At 71.0% G+C, this 14,064-nt stretch carries 15 protein-coding genes and 1 pseudogene; 10 read left to right on the top strand and 6 right to left on the bottom strand.

Features of this window, described 5'->3' with window-relative positions; all coding sequences use genetic code 11:
- Positions 1–128: 128 nt before the first annotated feature.
- Positions 129–404 carry a hypothetical protein gene (locus AB0K35_RS06065; RefSeq protein ID WP_363884021.1) on the bottom strand — a complete coding sequence of 92 codons (276 nt, stop codon included), beginning with the start codon at positions 402–404 and terminating at the stop codon, positions 129–131.
- On the bottom strand, positions 401–730 hold the full coding sequence (locus AB0K35_RS06060) for a hypothetical protein (RefSeq protein ID WP_363884019.1): 330 nt from the start codon (positions 728–730) through the stop codon (positions 401–403). Before AB0K35_RS06060 ends, AB0K35_RS06065 begins: the two co-directional genes overlap by 4 nt.
- 264 nt (positions 731–994) lie before the next feature.
- Between AB0K35_RS06060 and AB0K35_RS06055 the strand changes: the two are divergent.
- The 9 genes and pseudogenes from AB0K35_RS06055 to glmM all read left to right on the top strand — a co-directional run bounded on the left by AB0K35_RS06055 (position 995) and on the right by glmM (position 7,587).
- A pseudogene (locus tag AB0K35_RS06055) lies at positions 995–1,762 on the top strand (helix-turn-helix transcriptional regulator).
- The gene (locus tag AB0K35_RS06050; protein ID WP_238667621.1) at positions 1,759–1,953 is read left to right on the top strand and encodes a DUF397 domain-containing protein; all 195 of its coding nucleotides are present in this window, start codon (positions 1,759–1,761) and stop codon (positions 1,951–1,953) included. The pseudogene AB0K35_RS06055 and the gene AB0K35_RS06050 overlap by 4 nt, the downstream one beginning before the upstream one ends.
- 135 nt (positions 1,954–2,088) lie before the next feature.
- The gene (locus AB0K35_RS06045) at positions 2,089–2,784 is read left to right on the top strand and encodes a methyltransferase domain-containing protein (RefSeq protein ID WP_363884017.1); all 696 of its coding nucleotides are present in this window, start codon (positions 2,089–2,091) and stop codon (positions 2,782–2,784) included.
- 89 nt (positions 2,785–2,873) lie between these two features.
- Positions 2,874–3,131, top strand: coding sequence for a DUF6364 family protein (locus tag AB0K35_RS06040; protein WP_091403518.1), 258 nt, complete (start codon positions 2,874–2,876; stop codon positions 3,129–3,131).
- The gene (locus AB0K35_RS06035) at positions 3,121–3,414 is read left to right on the top strand and encodes a hypothetical protein (protein WP_238667563.1); all 294 of its coding nucleotides are present in this window, start codon (positions 3,121–3,123) and stop codon (positions 3,412–3,414) included. Before AB0K35_RS06040 ends, AB0K35_RS06035 begins: the two co-directional genes overlap by 11 nt.
- Before the next feature lie 160 nt (positions 3,415–3,574).
- Complete coding sequence (locus AB0K35_RS06030; RefSeq protein ID WP_238667564.1) at positions 3,575–4,957, top strand: nitrate/nitrite transporter; 1,383 nt, start codon at positions 3,575–3,577, stop codon at positions 4,955–4,957.
- A 209-nt stretch (positions 4,958–5,166) separates the two neighbouring features.
- Positions 5,167–5,610 (top strand): 50S ribosomal protein L13, encoded by a 444-nt coding sequence (gene rplM / locus AB0K35_RS06025; RefSeq protein WP_053653864.1) that lies wholly within the window; start codon positions 5,167–5,169, stop codon positions 5,608–5,610.
- A gap of 20 nt (positions 5,611–5,630) precedes the next feature.
- Positions 5,631–6,113 (top strand): 30S ribosomal protein S9, encoded by a 483-nt coding sequence (gene rpsI / locus AB0K35_RS06020; protein WP_238667566.1) that lies wholly within the window; start codon positions 5,631–5,633, stop codon positions 6,111–6,113.
- Positions 6,114–6,231: 118 nt separating this feature from the next.
- Entirely contained in the window at positions 6,232–7,587 is a 1,356-nt protein-coding gene (gene glmM, locus AB0K35_RS06015; protein ID WP_238667568.1) for a phosphoglucosamine mutase, read from the top strand.
- Between the two features lie 72 nt (positions 7,588–7,659).
- Here glmM and AB0K35_RS06010 read toward each other — a convergent pair whose 3' ends face one another.
- Both AB0K35_RS06010 and AB0K35_RS06005 read right to left on the bottom strand, forming a co-directional pair.
- Entirely contained in the window at positions 7,660–8,856 is a 1,197-nt protein-coding gene (locus AB0K35_RS06010) for a pyridoxal phosphate-dependent aminotransferase (RefSeq protein WP_363884013.1), read from the bottom strand.
- A 40-nt stretch (positions 8,857–8,896) separates the two neighbouring features.
- Positions 8,897–9,571, bottom strand: a complete 675-nt coding sequence (locus tag AB0K35_RS06005; RefSeq protein WP_363884011.1) for an MmpS family transport accessory protein — start codon at positions 9,569–9,571, stop codon at positions 8,897–8,899.
- A 559-nt stretch (positions 9,572–10,130) separates the two neighbouring features.
- On the opposite strand from AB0K35_RS06005, the gene glmS reads away from it, so the two are divergent.
- On the top strand, positions 10,131–12,044 hold the full coding sequence (glmS, locus tag AB0K35_RS06000; protein WP_238667571.1) for a glutamine--fructose-6-phosphate transaminase (isomerizing): 1,914 nt from the start codon (positions 10,131–10,133) through the stop codon (positions 12,042–12,044).
- 58 nt (positions 12,045–12,102) lie between these two features.
- Here glmS and AB0K35_RS05995 read toward each other — a convergent pair whose 3' ends face one another.
- Entirely contained in the window at positions 12,103–13,695 is a 1,593-nt protein-coding gene (locus tag AB0K35_RS05995) for an alpha/beta hydrolase (protein WP_363884009.1), read from the bottom strand.
- Entirely contained in the window at positions 13,692–13,988 is a 297-nt protein-coding gene (locus AB0K35_RS05990; RefSeq protein ID WP_363884007.1) for a type VII secretion target, read from the bottom strand. Before AB0K35_RS05990 ends, AB0K35_RS05995 begins: the two co-directional genes overlap by 4 nt.
- Positions 13,989–14,064 lie beyond the last annotated feature (76 nt).

Here is a 14,064-nt window from a genome sequence, read left to right as displayed (position 1 = left end):
CACAGGGGCAGCGCGCGCGTTGGAGGGTGCGCCTCGGAGCCTTTGGAGCTGAATCGCTGACGACATCGGCGGTTGATTCGTTTGCGACATCAGCTCCAAAGGGCAGCGCACTTCCTCCTTGGAGGTGGTCAGCGCAGATCGGCCCGGCGTGGTCGGCGGGTCAGAGACAGCCAGCCCAGGAAACGGGCGTGCAGTGCTCGCGGGTCAGGACGAAGGCCCAGGGAGTACAGGTCGTCGACCGCGTCCTGCATGTTCGCTGCCAGATAGAACGCCAGGGCGATCGAGTGGCCGTAGAACTCGGTCGCGAAATGTAGCTGAGCCGGCGGGCAAGGCCAGGCAGCGGCGCAGTTACGGCAGAGCCACGCCGGGCGCATCGGAAGGTGCGGGCGAGGGCGGCGCGTCATCCGACCCTCGCCGGGCCGCGCTTGACGGTCGGGTGCGTGGTCGGGCGACGAGCCACCGGGGCGAGCAGGTCCGGCCAGATCAGGCCCGAGGGCATCACGAACAGGGACCGATGCGCGACCGCGTCACCATTCGCGGCCAGCTCGTAAGCGTCGATCCACAGCCACCCGTTGTATGTCGGCCAGTCGAGAACGCGAATCACGCGGACGAAGATCGGGCGCAGGAACTGCACACTCGCGGCGCGGGTCAGATGCAGGACGTCACCCGCTTGCGGCTTCCGCGGTGTGGGCTTCGGCGTGGGTCTCCGATCAGGCGGCTTGTCCGGCACGGTGCTCTCCCCTGGTCGTCACTGTGGGAAGGGGCCGCCCCGTGGTGCTCACCCGCTCAGATCTTGGACAGTTTCCGTTCTGACATAACGGAAACTGTCCAAGATCTGCGCAGGTCCAGGGCGGCCCCGGTACGAACGCGTCCGCCGGGCCTCGGATCCCTACCGGCCGCGCCGTCTGCCGACTACATTGCCGAGAGCGATGGGATCAGTACACGACGTAGCTCTATTCCCAGGGACGTTCGGGACGTTCATCGTGGAGGCAGGATGAATCATGCACTTCGAACGGCCATGGCCGAAGCTGGCGAGACAGCCGAGAGCCTGGCAGCTCAGACGGGTGTAGACCCGAAAACGGCAGCGCGTTGGATTAGCCCGGGACGCGTGCCGCAGCCCCGTTGACGCGCAAAGCTGGCCGCGCTCCTCGGGAGGGACGTTGGGGACCTCTGGCCGGATGTCCTCAGGCGGCGGGAGCCGCAATGGTTGCGCGAGTGGGTCGACTGGGAACGTGAAGCCCTTGCGATTCGCTGGTTCGAGCACACCTGGGTGCCCGGCCTCTTGCAGACTGAGGCGTACGCGCGGGCGACATTGGCAGGCGAAGCGTTGACGGTGAGCGAAGTTGATGATGTGGTCGCGTCCCGCATCGACCGACAGGCGATTCTCCGCCGTGAACGCCCACCCCTGCTGACCGCAGTCGTACACGAACTAGTCCTGCACCAGTCGGCATACGGCGATCGACCGCTGATGCGTGAGCAGGTTGCTCACCTCGCCGAGTGCGCGCTTCTGCCCGCTGTGCAGGTGCTCGTCGTGCCGCAGGACGTCGGGATGTATCCGGGCCTTGGCGGGGGCTTCATCGTGGCCGAGCTGCCCGACGGCGAGCAGGTCGCACATATTGACAGCCAGGTGCGAGCGCAGATCGTAAATGGAGCCGCGGACGTTGCTACGCTGAGTCGCAGATGGGAGCGCATCAGAAGCGATGTCCTTTCCCGTCAACAATCCCTCGACCTGATCAGGAAAGCAGCGGGATCATGGACATGACCGGCGCGCAGTGGCGTAAGAGCACGAAGAGCGGAAACAACGGCGGCTCGTGCGTCGAGGTTGCCGACAACCTCCCCGGCATCGTCCTTGTCCGCGACACCAAGGACCGCGACGGCGGGACGCTGACCTTCGGGCCGGCAGCGTGGGCCGGCTTCGTCGACCTGGCGAAGGCGATCGGCCCCGTCGGCTGACCAATGCAGTACGTACGGCCCCCGGTGTCCTGGAGATCCCAAGGAACCGGGGGCTTTCGTGTGTCCAGGAGCAGCGGACCGCATCTCGCAGCGCCTATAATGTGGGAAATCTGTCTCACTGGATGGGAGTCCACGATGAGCGTGACTGACGTCTTCGACGCGGTGGCCGGCACGTACGACGAGTCGCGTAGGCGGCTGATCCCGTGCTTCGACGCCTTCTACGGCACCGCCGTCCAGGTGGCCGCGCCGCCGTTGCGGGCCGCGCTCGCCGCCGGACGTACCCCGGAGGTGTTGGATCTGGGTGCCGGAACCGGCCTGCTCTCCCTGCTGCTGTCCGCAGCGGTGCCCGGGGTCCGGCTGACCCTGGTGGACGGAGCGCCGGCGATGCTCGCCCGCGCCACCGACCAGTTGGACGCGCGGTCCGTGCCACATCGAGCGGTCCACGCCGACCTGGCCGACGACCTGCCGCCGGGCCGGTACGACGCGGTGGTCAGCGCGCTGGCGATCCACCACCTGGACGACGCCGGCAAGCGTGCGCTCTACCGGCGGGCCGCCGCCGCGCTGGCACCGGGCGGGGTGTTCGTCAACGCCGAGCAGGTCGCCGGCCCGACCCCGGAGCTGGACCGCCGATACGACGAGGTGTGGCAGGAGCGGATCACCGAGCTGGGTGCGTCCCCCGACGAGATCGCGGCCTCCCGGGAGCGGATGCGCCACGACCTCCCGGCCACCGTGGCCGACCAGTGCCGGTGGCTCGCCGAGGCGGGCCTGGCCGATGTCGACTGCTACTTCAAGGAGTGGCGCTTCGCGGTGTTCGGCGGCCGGGCCGGGTAAGCCCCCCGGAATGTGCGTTTCGCCGCCCGGGGGTGAGCTGGTGAGCGCACTGATGACTGTTGGTCATACCCGTGGGTAGTCTGCTCGGCATGACTGCCAAGGTGACTCTCTCGTTCACGGACGAGACGATCGAGGAGGCGCGGCGGTTCGCCAAGCGCGAGGGGCTGTCGCTCTCCGCGTGGATGGACCAGGCCGCCCGGGAGAAGGCGCTGCGCGAGGTCTTCACCGCGCATGCCGCTGCCGTGGGCCGCGCCAGCCTGGATCTTGAGTCCGCCGCGCTCGCCGACGCCCGCGAGGTGGGCATGGTCAACGACCTGTTCTCCGGCGGACGGCCGCGTGCTGCGTAGGGGTGAGATCTGGCGCATCGAGGGCGCCCGGGAACGCCTCGGCCTCGTGATCAGCTCGGACGTCTACAACTCCACAGACGTGCCCATCGTGATCGTGGTCGAGGTGGTCGAGGAGTCGCTCCTGCGGGACTCGCCGCTCGCCGTGTCGATGGACCGGTACGTGGTGATGCCCGACCGGATCTCCTCGCCAATGAAGAAGTGGTTCACCGCGTGCGTGGACGTCGCCGACACCGACACCATGCTGAGGGTCGGCCGAGCGCTGCGCATCCTCCAGCAGCTCTGACCGCAACGGCAGCTCTGAGCACGCCGCCCCGGTGGCGTGCTCACCATCGCCACCGGGGCGTGGTGCGATCCCCGTTTCCGGCCCGACCCGCGACGGGCACTGCCAGGTAACCGGGTGTTCCTAGCGTTTCCCCTCGTCACATCGACGAGGAGGAGCCGCCGTGAGCACGCTCACCAGCACCGTAGTCACCGCCGAGCCGCCTGCCGTCACCGGTCGCCGGCAACCGCTGCACGACTGGCGCCCCGAGGACCCGGATTTCTGGCAGGCCACCGGCGCGCCGATCGCCCGGCGCAACCTCTGGGTCTCGATCTTCGCGGAGCACGTCGGCTTCTCGGTGTGGAGTCTCTGGTCGGTCACCGTGCTCTTCCTCGGCCCCGCGTACGGCATCGACCCGGCCGGGAAGTTCCTGCTCACCGCAGTGCCGGCCGCCCTGGGCGCGGTGCTGCGGCTGCCGTACACGCTTGCGGTGGCCCGCTTCGGCGGACGACGCTGGACGATGATCAGCGCACTGCTGTTGCTGGTGCCCGCGGTCCCGATGACGGTGCTGCTGGAACCCGGGGTCTCCTACACCACCCTGATGGTGCTCGCCTGCCTCACCGGCGTCGGCGGCGGCAACTTCGCCTCCTCGATGGCGAACATCAACCTGTTCTACCCCCAGCGGCTCAAGGGACGGGCGCTCGGGCTCAACGCCGGTGGCGGCAACCTGGGCGTACCCGCCGTGCAGCTGGTCGGCCTGGCGGTCCTCGCCACGGCGGGCGCCGCGTACCCCCGGTTGGTGCCGGCGGTCTACCTGCCGCTGATCGTGCTGGCCGCGCTGGCGGCGGCCCGCTGGTTGGACACGGTGCCCGGGGCGCGCAACGAGCCGGGCGCGTTGCGGGAGGCGGCCCGCGATCCGCACACCTGGGTGATGTCGCTGCTCTACATCGGCACCTTCGGCTCGTTCATCGGCTTCGGTTTCGCCTTCGGTCAGGTGCTCCAGCTCCAGTTCGCCGAGCGGTTCCCGACCCCTGTCGACGCCGCCTGGCTGACGTTCCTGGGCCCGCTCGTCGGCTCGCTGATCCGGCCGCTGGGCGGGCACCTCGCCGACCGGTTGGGCGGGGCACGGGTGACCTTCTGGAACTTCGTGGCGATGGCGGCCGGCGCGAGCACCGTGCTGTACGCGGCGCGGGAACGTTCGTTCGGGCTCTACCTCGCCGGGTTCCTCGCCCTCTTCGTCTTCTCCGGCGTCGGCAACGGCTCCACGTACAAGATGATCCCGGCGATCTTCCGGGCCCGGTCGGCGGACGCGGTGGCCAGGGGTCAGCGTGATCCGGAGGCCGCGGCGCGGTGGGCGCGGCGGATGACCGGCGCGTTGATCGGCATCGCGGGGGCGATCGGCGCCTTCGGCGGAGTGCTGGTCAACATCGCGTTCCGCCAGTCGTTCCTCAGCTCGGGCAACGCCGACGCCGCCTACCTGGCCTTCATCGGCTGGTACGCGTTGTGCTTCGCGGTCACCTGGGTGGTCTTCCGCCGTCCGAGGGCCGGTCGACTCGCCAACGTGTGAGCTGAGACACCCTCGGCGCGTCGCCGCGCGGGACCGCACCCCCGTTTTGACCTGCGGACGGGGCGCCGGGTATCGTTGCCTGCTGTTGTACGACATCCAGAGGCGTGCCCCATCAGGTACGCTTGGTCGTTCGTGCGCGCTGGTCCGGCCTGCTAGATCTGGTCACCTCGGCGCGCGACCCCAGACCGACGACGAGACAAGGTAGACCTGTGCGTACGTACAGCCCGAAGCCGGGTGAGATCGAGCGTCAGTGGCACGTCATCGACGCCTCTGATGTCGTGCTGGGCCGCCTGGCCACCCACGCCGCCACGTTGCTGCGTGGTAAGCACAAGCCGACTTTCGCGCCGCACGTCGACACGGGCGACTTTGTCGTCATCGTGAACGCGGGCAAGGTTGCGTTGACCGGCAACAAGCGCCAGACCAAGGTCGCTTACCGCCACTCCGGTTACCCGGGTGGTCTGAAGCAGATCGGCTACGACGAGCTGCTGACCAAGCGTCCCGAGCGGGCCATCGAGCTGGCCGTGAAGGGGATGCTCCCGCACAACAAGCTCGGCCGTCAGCTGATCAAGAAGCTGAAGGTCTATGCCGGTGCCGAGCACCCGCACCTCGCGCAGCAGCCGGTGCCGTTCGAGATCAAGCAGATCGCGCAGTGAGCGCGGGCGAAGGAAGCAGCATGACCGACATCATCGAGACCGAGGTCACCCCGGAAGCCACCGAGGCCCCCGAGGTCACCGAGGCACCGGCGCCCGTTGCCCGCGCGCCTCGTGGTGACCGGCCGATCCAGACCGTGGGCCGCCGCAAGGAGGCCATCGTCCGGGTTCGCCTCATCCCGGGCACCGGCAAGATCACCTGCAACGGCCAGGACCTCGAGGCGTACTTCCCGAGCAAGGTGCACCAGCAGCTCATCAAGGACCCGCTGGTCACCGCCGAGAAGCCCGAGCAGTTCGACGTCATCGCCAACCTGCGTGGCGGCGGCACCACCGGCCAGGCCGGTGCGCTCCGGCTGGGCATCGCCCGCGCGTTGATCATCAACGAGCCGGACGACCGCCCGGCCCTGAAGAAGGCCGGCTTCCTCACCCGTGACGCCCGCGTCAAGGAGAGCAAGAAGTACGGTCTCAAGAAGGCCCGTAAGGCTCCCCAGTACTCGAAGCGCTGATCTTTCCCAGCGCGTTGTACTTCTGACGGACGGCCGGTCCGCCTCCCCTCGGTGGGGGAGGTGGGTCGGCCGTTCCGCTTTCTCCTCACTGGTAGTGCTCATTCGGAGGTTGGCGGGTATGGGTCGGTTGTTCGGCACGGACGGCGTACGCGGGCGGGCGAACGCGGATCTCACCCCGGAATTGGCGCTGGCGCTCGCGGTGGCCGCCGCGCACACACTCGCCGAGACGGACCGCAGTCATCCACCGCTCGCCGTGGTTGGTCGCGACACCCGCGCCAGCGGCGAGATGCTGGAGGCCGCGGTCGTCGCCGGGCTGACCAGTGCCGGCGCCAACGTGGTGCGGGTCGGCGTGCTGCCCACCCCGGCGGTGGCGTTCCTCACCGCGGAGGCCAAGGCCGACCTGGGTGTGATGCTCTCCGCGTCGCACAACCCCATGCCGGACAACGGCATCAAGCTCTTCGCCGCCGGTGGGCACAAGTTGCCCGACGAGATCGAGATGCAGATCGAGGCGGCCGTCGAGACGAACGCCACCACCGCCTGGGACCGGCCGATCGGTGCCGGCGTCGGCCGGGTGCACGACCTTCTCGACGGTGCCGACCACTACGTCCAGCACCTGGTGGGCACCGTTGGGCACCGGCTCGAGGGGATCAAGGTAGTGGTCGACTGCGCCAACGGCGCTGCCGCCGAGGTCGCCCCCGTCGCCTACCGGGAGGCCGGCGCGGAGGTCATCGCCATCCACGCGGAGCCCGACGGGCTCAACATCAACGATGACTGTGGCTCCAACCACATCGAGGCGCTGCGCGCCGCGGTGGTCGAGCACGGTGCCCACCTGGGCATCGCCCACGACGGCGACGCCGACCGCTGCCTGGCGGTCACCGCCGACGGCGACGAGGTGGACGGCGACCAGGTCATGGCGATCCTCGCGCTGGCCATGCGGGACGCCGGCACGCTCACCCAGGACACCCTGGTGGCCACCGTGATGAGCAACCTCGGGCTGCGGCTCGCGATGTCCGCGCAGGGCATCCGCCTGATCGAGACCAAGGTCGGTGACCGGTACGTGCTGGAGGAGCTGCGCGCCTCCGGGCTGGCGCTCGGCGGTGAGCAGAGCGGCCACATCGTGATGCCAGCGCACGCCACCACCGGCGACGGGGTGCTCACCGGCCTGCACCTGATGGCTCGGATGGCGGCCACCGGCCAGTCCCTCGCCGAGTTGGCCTCGGTGGTCACCAAGCTGCCCCAGGTGCTGATCAACGTGCCGGTCGGCGACCGGACCATCGGTGCCGCCGCACCCGCCGTCCGCGCCGAGGTCGAGCGGGCCGAGGCGGAGCTGGGGGAGACCGGCCGGGTGCTGCTGCGCCCGTCGGGCACCGAGCCGTTGGTCCGGGTGATGGTCGAAGCGGCCACCGAGGCGACCGCCCGTGCGGTGGCCGAGCGGATCGCCGAGCTGGTCCGTACCGCGAGCCCGGTCGCCTAGGACAACTGGACGCTGTGGAGCTGAACCGTTCGCGGCATCAGCTCCACAGCCCCCGCAGGTGCCAAATCGACGTCAGCGGCCCGGGGTCAGGGCGCGCAGCCGGGTGACCGCCTCGGTCAGCACCTCCGGGCGTTTGCAGAAGGCGAACCTGACCAGCCGCCGGCCCGCGTCGACATCGTCGTAGAAGACCTGGGTGGGCACCGCCACCACACCGCAGCGCTCCGGCAACGAGCGGCAGAACTCCACACCGTCCCGGCCGCCGAGGGCGGTGATGTCGGCGGTGACGAAGTACGTCCCCTCCGAGTCGAGCACCTCGAACCCGGCGTCGGTCAGACCACCGACGAGCTGGTCACGCTGCTGTTGGAGACCGTCCCGGAAGCCGGTGAAGTAGTCGTCCGGCAGGGCCAGCGCCACGGCCACCGCCGGTTGCAGCGGCGCGGCGTTGACATAGGTGAGGAACTGCTTCACCCGAAGCACCGCCGAGACCAGCGCCGCGGGGCCGCTCGCCCAGCCGACCTTCCACCCGGTGCAGGAGAACGTCTTGCCGGCCGACGAGATGCGCAACGTCCGCTCCCGCATCCCGGGCAGGCTGGCCAACGGCACGTGCGGGCCCGTCGCGTCGGTGAAGACCAGGTGCTCGTACACCTCGTCGGTGACCGCGTACGCGCCGAACTCCTGGCACAACTCGGCGACCTGCGCCAACTCGGCCGGGGTGAAGACCTTGCCGGTCGGATTGTGCGGCGAGTTCAGCAGCACCAGCCGGGTGCGCGGACCGAACGCCGCACGCAGCGCCGCCGGGTCGAAGGCGTACCGACCGTCGGCCGCGGGGCGCAGTGTCACAGGTCGGCGGACCGCGCCGGCCAGCGCGATCGAGGCGGCGTACGAGTCGTAGTACGGCTCGAAGCAGACCACCTCGTCGCCCGGTTCGCAGAGCGCGAGGATGCTCGCCGCGACGGCCTCGGTGGCACCCGCCGTGATCACGATCTCGCTGTCCGGGTCGTACCCCAGGTCGTAGAACCGCCGCTGATGCGCCGCGACGGCCGCGCGGAGGGCGGGGATCCCCGGGCCGGGCGGGTACTGGTTCTGCCCGTTGCGCAGCGCCTCGGCGGCGGCGGCCAGCATCTCCGGCGGGCCGTCGGTGTCGGGAAAGCCCTGGCCGAGGTTGACCGCGCCGGTGCGTACGGCGAGGGCGGACATCTCGGCGAAGATCGTCGTGCCAAACGGCCGCATCCGGGCCACCAGCGGGTCGACATCGGTGCTCGTCGTCACCTGCGCCAGCCTACGGCCACCCGCCGCCCGAACCCCAGCCTCATTCGGGTGCGCAACTGGTCGCCCAGTACCCCCGGGTCTTGTTGACGACCGGTTTGCCGGCACCGGTGACAGTGACTGTGCAGTCGAGTGGTCTCTCACCTTCGTCGTCGGCCCATCGGGCCTCCACCAGCACCCTGGTCTTGCCGTTGGTGCGAATGGTGGTGCGCCAGGGCAGCTTCTGGCCGTCGACGTGGATGAGGTCACTCTCGGCGTCGAAGTACGCCAGGTCGACGACACCCGACCCGCTGAGCTCGTAGACGACGGTCACGGGTGCCGGACCTGAGGTCGGTCGGGTGATCGGCTTCTTGCTGGTGGTCGGAGACGCGGTGGGCGGCTGCGGCGCGGTGGGTCGCTCGGGGATTACCGGCCCAGCGGTGGGCTCCGTCCAGCCGTCGTCGTCGGGGACCACCCACGGATCCTCGGCGATCGGGTCCGGGTTGGTGGTGTCGAGCCACAGACCACCCGCGCAGAGGCAGCCACACACGAGCAGGACGAGTGCCACGACGGCCGCGACGACGATCCCGACGATCCGCCCGCTGCTCGTGGCCGGCTTACCGGGGACCTGCGGATACCCGGGGTAGGTGTACGGCGGCGGATAGCCGGGCGGCGGCCAACCGGGCGGCGGATAGCCGGGCTGCTGCCAGCCAGCGGCCGGCGGCTGCCGGTCGGGCATGGGCCACCCCGCTTGCGGTGGCGATCCGGCCGACGGCGCGCCTGGGGCGTCGGGCCACCCTGGCGGCGTCTGCGGGTCGGGTGCCCACGGCGTCGCCGACGGTTGTGGCGTCCACTGGGTGGCGGGCGGAGGCGGCGTCCACGGCGCGGCCTGCGGAGGCGGCGACCAGGGGGCCTGCGGTGCCCACGGCTGACCCGCAGCCAGCGGGTCGGGGGCCGGAAACGGAGTCGAGGACGGCGGCGCCGTCGGATCCGGCGGGGGTGCGGGGGAGGCCGGTTCCGGAGCGGATGAGGGGGTTGGGTCGGGCGACGGGGTATCGGACATGGCTGCTCCGGGCGGGAGTGGGTATGGAACGAACGGGCCGTGGACGGGAGCGCCAAACCCGCCGAGAGACTTTCGCACCCGAAGGCGTGTTGCAACCCCGCCCGTCAGAGCGGGGCGCGAGCGGCTGTGACGCTCGTCCCGTTGCGACCCCCGACCACCGATCGCTCAGATTCCGTGATTGATAACCCGACTTTCGAGCAACCATGATGAGTGAAACTGGGTTAGGCTGCGGGCCATGTGTGGAATCGTGGGATACGCGGGCGCGCGCCCCGCACTCGGCATCGTCCTCGACGGGCTGCGGCGACTGGAATACCGTGGCTACGACTCGGCAGGCGTCGCGATCGTCTGTGACGACCAGCTGCTGACCGAGAAGAAGGCCGGCAAGCTGGCCAACCTGGAGAAGGTGCTGTCCGAGCGGGCCGCCGACGACCCGACCTCCTGCGCGGCCAGCCCGATCGGCATCGGTGACGGCACCACAGGCATCGGGCACACCAGGTGGGCCACCCACGGCGGCCCGACCGACCGCAACGCCCACCCACACGTCGCCCCCGACGGGCGGGTCGCGGTGATCCACAACGGCATCATCGAGAACTTCGCCAAGCTCCGCGCCGAGCTGGAGGCCGACGGCGTCCAGTTCACCAGCGACACCGACACCGAGTGCGCCGCACACCTGCTCGCCGCCGCGCTGGCCGACCTGCGCGCCGCCGGCCAACCGGACAGCCCGCAACTGCTCGCCGCCGGCATGCGCGTGGTCTGCCAGCGACTGGAGGGCGCGTTCACGCTGCTCGCGGTTGACGCCGCAGTGCCCGGTGCGGTCGTCGGCGCCCGGCGCAACTCGCCGCTGGTGGTCGGCCGCGGCGACGGGGAAAACTACCTGGCCAGCGACGTGGCCGCGTTCATCGAGCACACCCGGGAAGCGGTCGAGCTGGGGCAGGACCAGATCGTGCTGATCACCGGCGACAGCATCGAGATCACCGACTTCGAGGGCCAGCCCGCCACCGGCAAGGACTTCCACATCGACTGGGACTCCTCGGCCGCGGAAAAGGGCGGCTACGACTGGTTCATGCTCAAGGAGATCGAGGAGCAGCCGCAGGCCATCGCCGACACGCTGCTGGGCCGGCTCACCGAGAGCGGTGAGATCGCCCTCGACGAGGTCCGCCTCAGCGACCAGGATCTGCGCGACGTCGACAAGATCTTCATCGTGGCCTGCGGCACGGCGTACCACGCCGGCATGGTCGCCAAGTACGCCATCGAGCACTGGACCCGGATCCCGTGCGAGGTGGAGCTGGCCAGCGAGTTCCGCTACCGCGACCCGGTGCTCGACCGGTCCACGCTGATCGTGGTCATCTCGCAGTCCGGCGAAACGATGGACACCCTGATGGCGCTGCGCCACGCCAAGGAGCAGAAGGCCCGGGTGCTGGCGATCTGCAACACCAACGGCTCGACGATCCCCCGCGAGTCCGACGCCGTGCTCTACACCCACGGTGGGCCGGAGATCGCCGTCGCCTCCACCAAGGCGTTCCTCACCCAGGTCGTCGCCTGCTACCTGATCGGCCTGCACCTGGCCCAGGTGCGCGGGATCAAGTTCGCCGACGAGGTGGGCGCCGTGGTCGCGCAGTTGCAGGAGATTCCCGGCAAGCTGCGTGAGCTGCTCGACCGGATCGAGCCCGTCCGCGAACTGGCCCGGGAGTTGAAGTCCGAACCGACAGTGCTGTTCATCGGCCGGCACGTCGGCTACCCGGTGGCTCTGGAGGGCGCGCTGAAGCTCAAGGAGCTGGCCTACATGCACGCCGAGGGCTTCGCCGCCGGTGAGCTGAAGCACGGCCCGATCGCCCTGATCGACAAGGGCACCCCGGTGATCTGCGTGGTGCCCTCGCCGGTGGGCCGGGGCATGCTGCACGACAAGGTCGTCTCCAACATCCAGGAGGTCCGGGCGCGCGGCGCACGGACCATCGTGATTGCGGAGGAGGGTGACGAGGCGGTCGTCCGGTACGCCGACCACCTGATCTACGTGCCGCGTACGCCCACCCTGCTGGCCCCGCTCGTCACCACCGTGCCGTTGCAGGTGCTCGCCGCCGAGATCGCCGCCGCCCGGGGGCACGACGTGGACCAGCCCCGCAACCTGGCCAAGTCGGTCACCGTCGAGTAGCCACCGCCCACGTCCGGAACCCCGCTCGCCGCACCTCGCGGCGGTCGGGGTTCCGTCGTCACCGGCCCAGCACGACCCGGGCCATCCCGTCCAGCGCCGGGTTTCCCGCTTCCCAGTAGCCGGTGTGCCCGCCTCGACCGCTCGGGAACACCCGCCCACCGAAGCCGGGGTCGGCCGGGTCATGGCCGAACCACAGCTCGTGCCCTGTTCGCCCGGGCCAACCCAGCACAGCGGCGAGTGGTGCCGCGCCGAGCAGGGCCCGTCGGCCCAGCTCCTCCGGTGACCGGGCCGCCCGGATCACGTCGTCGGGGGCGCTGCTCGCCCAGACCTCCCCGGGCGGCACACCCAGCTCGGCGGCGTGCGACGCGCCGACACCGGGGGAGCCGACGAAGACCAGCGCGTCGGCGGCCAGGCCGTGCTCCCGGGCGGCCACCCCCACCACCAGCGACCCGTAGCTGTGCCCGAGCACCGTCTGCCGGGCAGGCGGCCCGTCGTGGCTGACGCGCAGCCCCTCCTGGAAGCGGTGCAACGCCGGGCCTGCGTCCCGGGCCTGACCCGCCGAAGCGGCCTCGTTCAGCAGGTCCGGAGCGTCGTAGTCCAACCAGAGCACCGCCGCGCTGCGCTCATCCGGGGCGAGTGCGGCACACCGCTCCAGCACCCGGGCCGCTCTGCCCAGCTCGCCCGAGGCGTCGTCCAGGCCGGCGGTCATCCCCGGCACGTAGGTCAGCACCCGGTCGGCGTGGTCCGGGTCGCCGAGCGCCACCACCGCCCGGCCCTCACCCGCCGGATCCAACCCGAGCAGGTACGCCCGGGGCACCTCGCCGGCCGTCAGCCGCCCGCCCAGCGCGTCCAGACCGGCCAGCCGCCCGGCCACCCCACGCAACCGGATCAACGCGAGGGGCCCGGGCGGCACCCGGGACAGCAGCCGTCGCCGCTCGGCCAGCAGTTCGGCACGCCAGGCGTCGAGCCGTAACCGGTTGGCCTGGTCGCGGGCGGCCACCGGCAGCCCGTCCAACCGCCCGACCAGGGCCGGCTCGCGCCCGATCAGCCACCGTCGCTGCGCCGGGGTCAACCCGGACCACCAGGCGCTGACCAGCGAGGGTGCCGCGCCGAGGGTCGGTCGGCCCGGCGGGGGCGGGGACGCCCAACCGGTGCTGGCGGCCCTCGCCAGGTCATCCAACCGGTCGGCGGCGACCCGGTCCGCGGCGGCTGCCCCGTCGAGCGCGGCCCGCAGGGCCGCGGCCACCCCCGCCGCGGCGACCCCGGCCCGCTCGGTGGGCCGAAACCGGGCGGGATCGACCCGCACCCCACCCGAGCGGTCCACCAGCAGGCCGGCCGCATCGGCCTGGGCGACCGCCTGGGCGAGCCGCGCCTTCGCCACCGCCAGCCCACCCGCCAACTCGGCCAGCACCTGGTCGACCTCGATCAACGCGGGTGCGATCGAGGCCAGCTCGTCACGCAGACCGCCGAGTCGAATGTCCGCAGCCGTGGCTGCCGCACCCGACCAACCGCCCCGCAACCGCCCAGTGGCCGCGCGTAGCTCGCCGAGGCGCAGATCGAGTGGCCCGGCCAACCCCGCCCACGCCGCCCCGGCGGCCCGCCACCCGCCGGGATCGACAGCCCACAGCTGGCGGTAACCGACGCTGCTCACCGGGGTAGGGAGGCGAACCGGCCGGCGGCCCGGTCGTCCACCGTCTCGTACGCCTCGGCCGCCACCCGGACCCCGCCGGCGGTCGCCGCGACCCGGGCGCCCAGCCGGCAGAACCAGGCGTGCCCGGCCGCCTCCAACCCGGCCAACGCCGCGGCAGCTCGCCACTCGGGCGCCGCCACCACCAACCCGGGCAACCCCGCGAGGCCCGACGCCAACCGGCGCGCCTCGTCGTCGAGCAGGACGGCGACCGTCCGCAACTCCTCCGGCTGCACGGCGAACGGCTCGTCGGTCATGACCACACCCCCATGGACGACAGGCATCGACGCGCTGACGCTAGGCACGTACCGAAGGTCGTGCGGTGCCCTGTGG

Origin of the sequence: Micromonospora sp. NPDC053740, assembly GCF_040677775.1 — a bacterium.
In the GTDB taxonomy this organism is placed as follows: domain Bacteria; phylum Actinomycetota; class Actinomycetes; order Mycobacteriales; family Micromonosporaceae; genus Micromonospora; species Micromonospora alfalfae.
Note: the sequence above shows the minus strand (reverse complement) of the source record. Positions and strands in the feature narration are given on the sequence as shown.

What these genes read in the sequence shown, in the direction of transcription:
- glmS (WP_238667571.1), top strand. Translation starts at nt 10,131, where the DNA reads ATGTGTGGAATCGTGGGATACGCGGGCGCGCGCCCCGCACTCGGCATC.
- AB0K35_RS06040 (WP_091403518.1), top strand. Translation starts at nt 2,874, where the DNA reads ATGACTGCCAAGGTGACTCTCTCGTTCACGGACGAGACGATCGAGGAG.
- AB0K35_RS06065 (WP_363884021.1), bottom strand. Translation starts at nt 404, where the DNA reads ATGACGCGCCGCCCTCGCCCGCACCTTCCGATGCGCCCGGCGTGGCTC.
- glmM (WP_238667568.1), top strand. Translation starts at nt 6,232, where the DNA reads ATGGGTCGGTTGTTCGGCACGGACGGCGTACGCGGGCGGGCGAACGCG.
- AB0K35_RS06045 (WP_363884017.1), top strand. Translation starts at nt 2,089, where the DNA reads ATGAGCGTGACTGACGTCTTCGACGCGGTGGCCGGCACGTACGACGAG.
- AB0K35_RS06005 (WP_363884011.1), bottom strand. Translation starts at nt 9,571, where the DNA reads ATGCCCGACCGGCAGCCGCCGGCCGCTGGCTGGCAGCAGCCCGGCTAT.
- AB0K35_RS05990 (WP_363884007.1), bottom strand. Translation starts at nt 13,988, where the DNA reads ATGACCGACGAGCCGTTCGCCGTGCAGCCGGAGGAGTTGCGGACGGTC.
- AB0K35_RS06050 (WP_238667621.1), top strand. Translation starts at nt 1,759, where the DNA reads ATGACCGGCGCGCAGTGGCGTAAGAGCACGAAGAGCGGAAACAACGGC.
- rpsI (WP_238667566.1), top strand. Translation starts at nt 5,631, where the DNA reads ATGACCGACATCATCGAGACCGAGGTCACCCCGGAAGCCACCGAGGCC.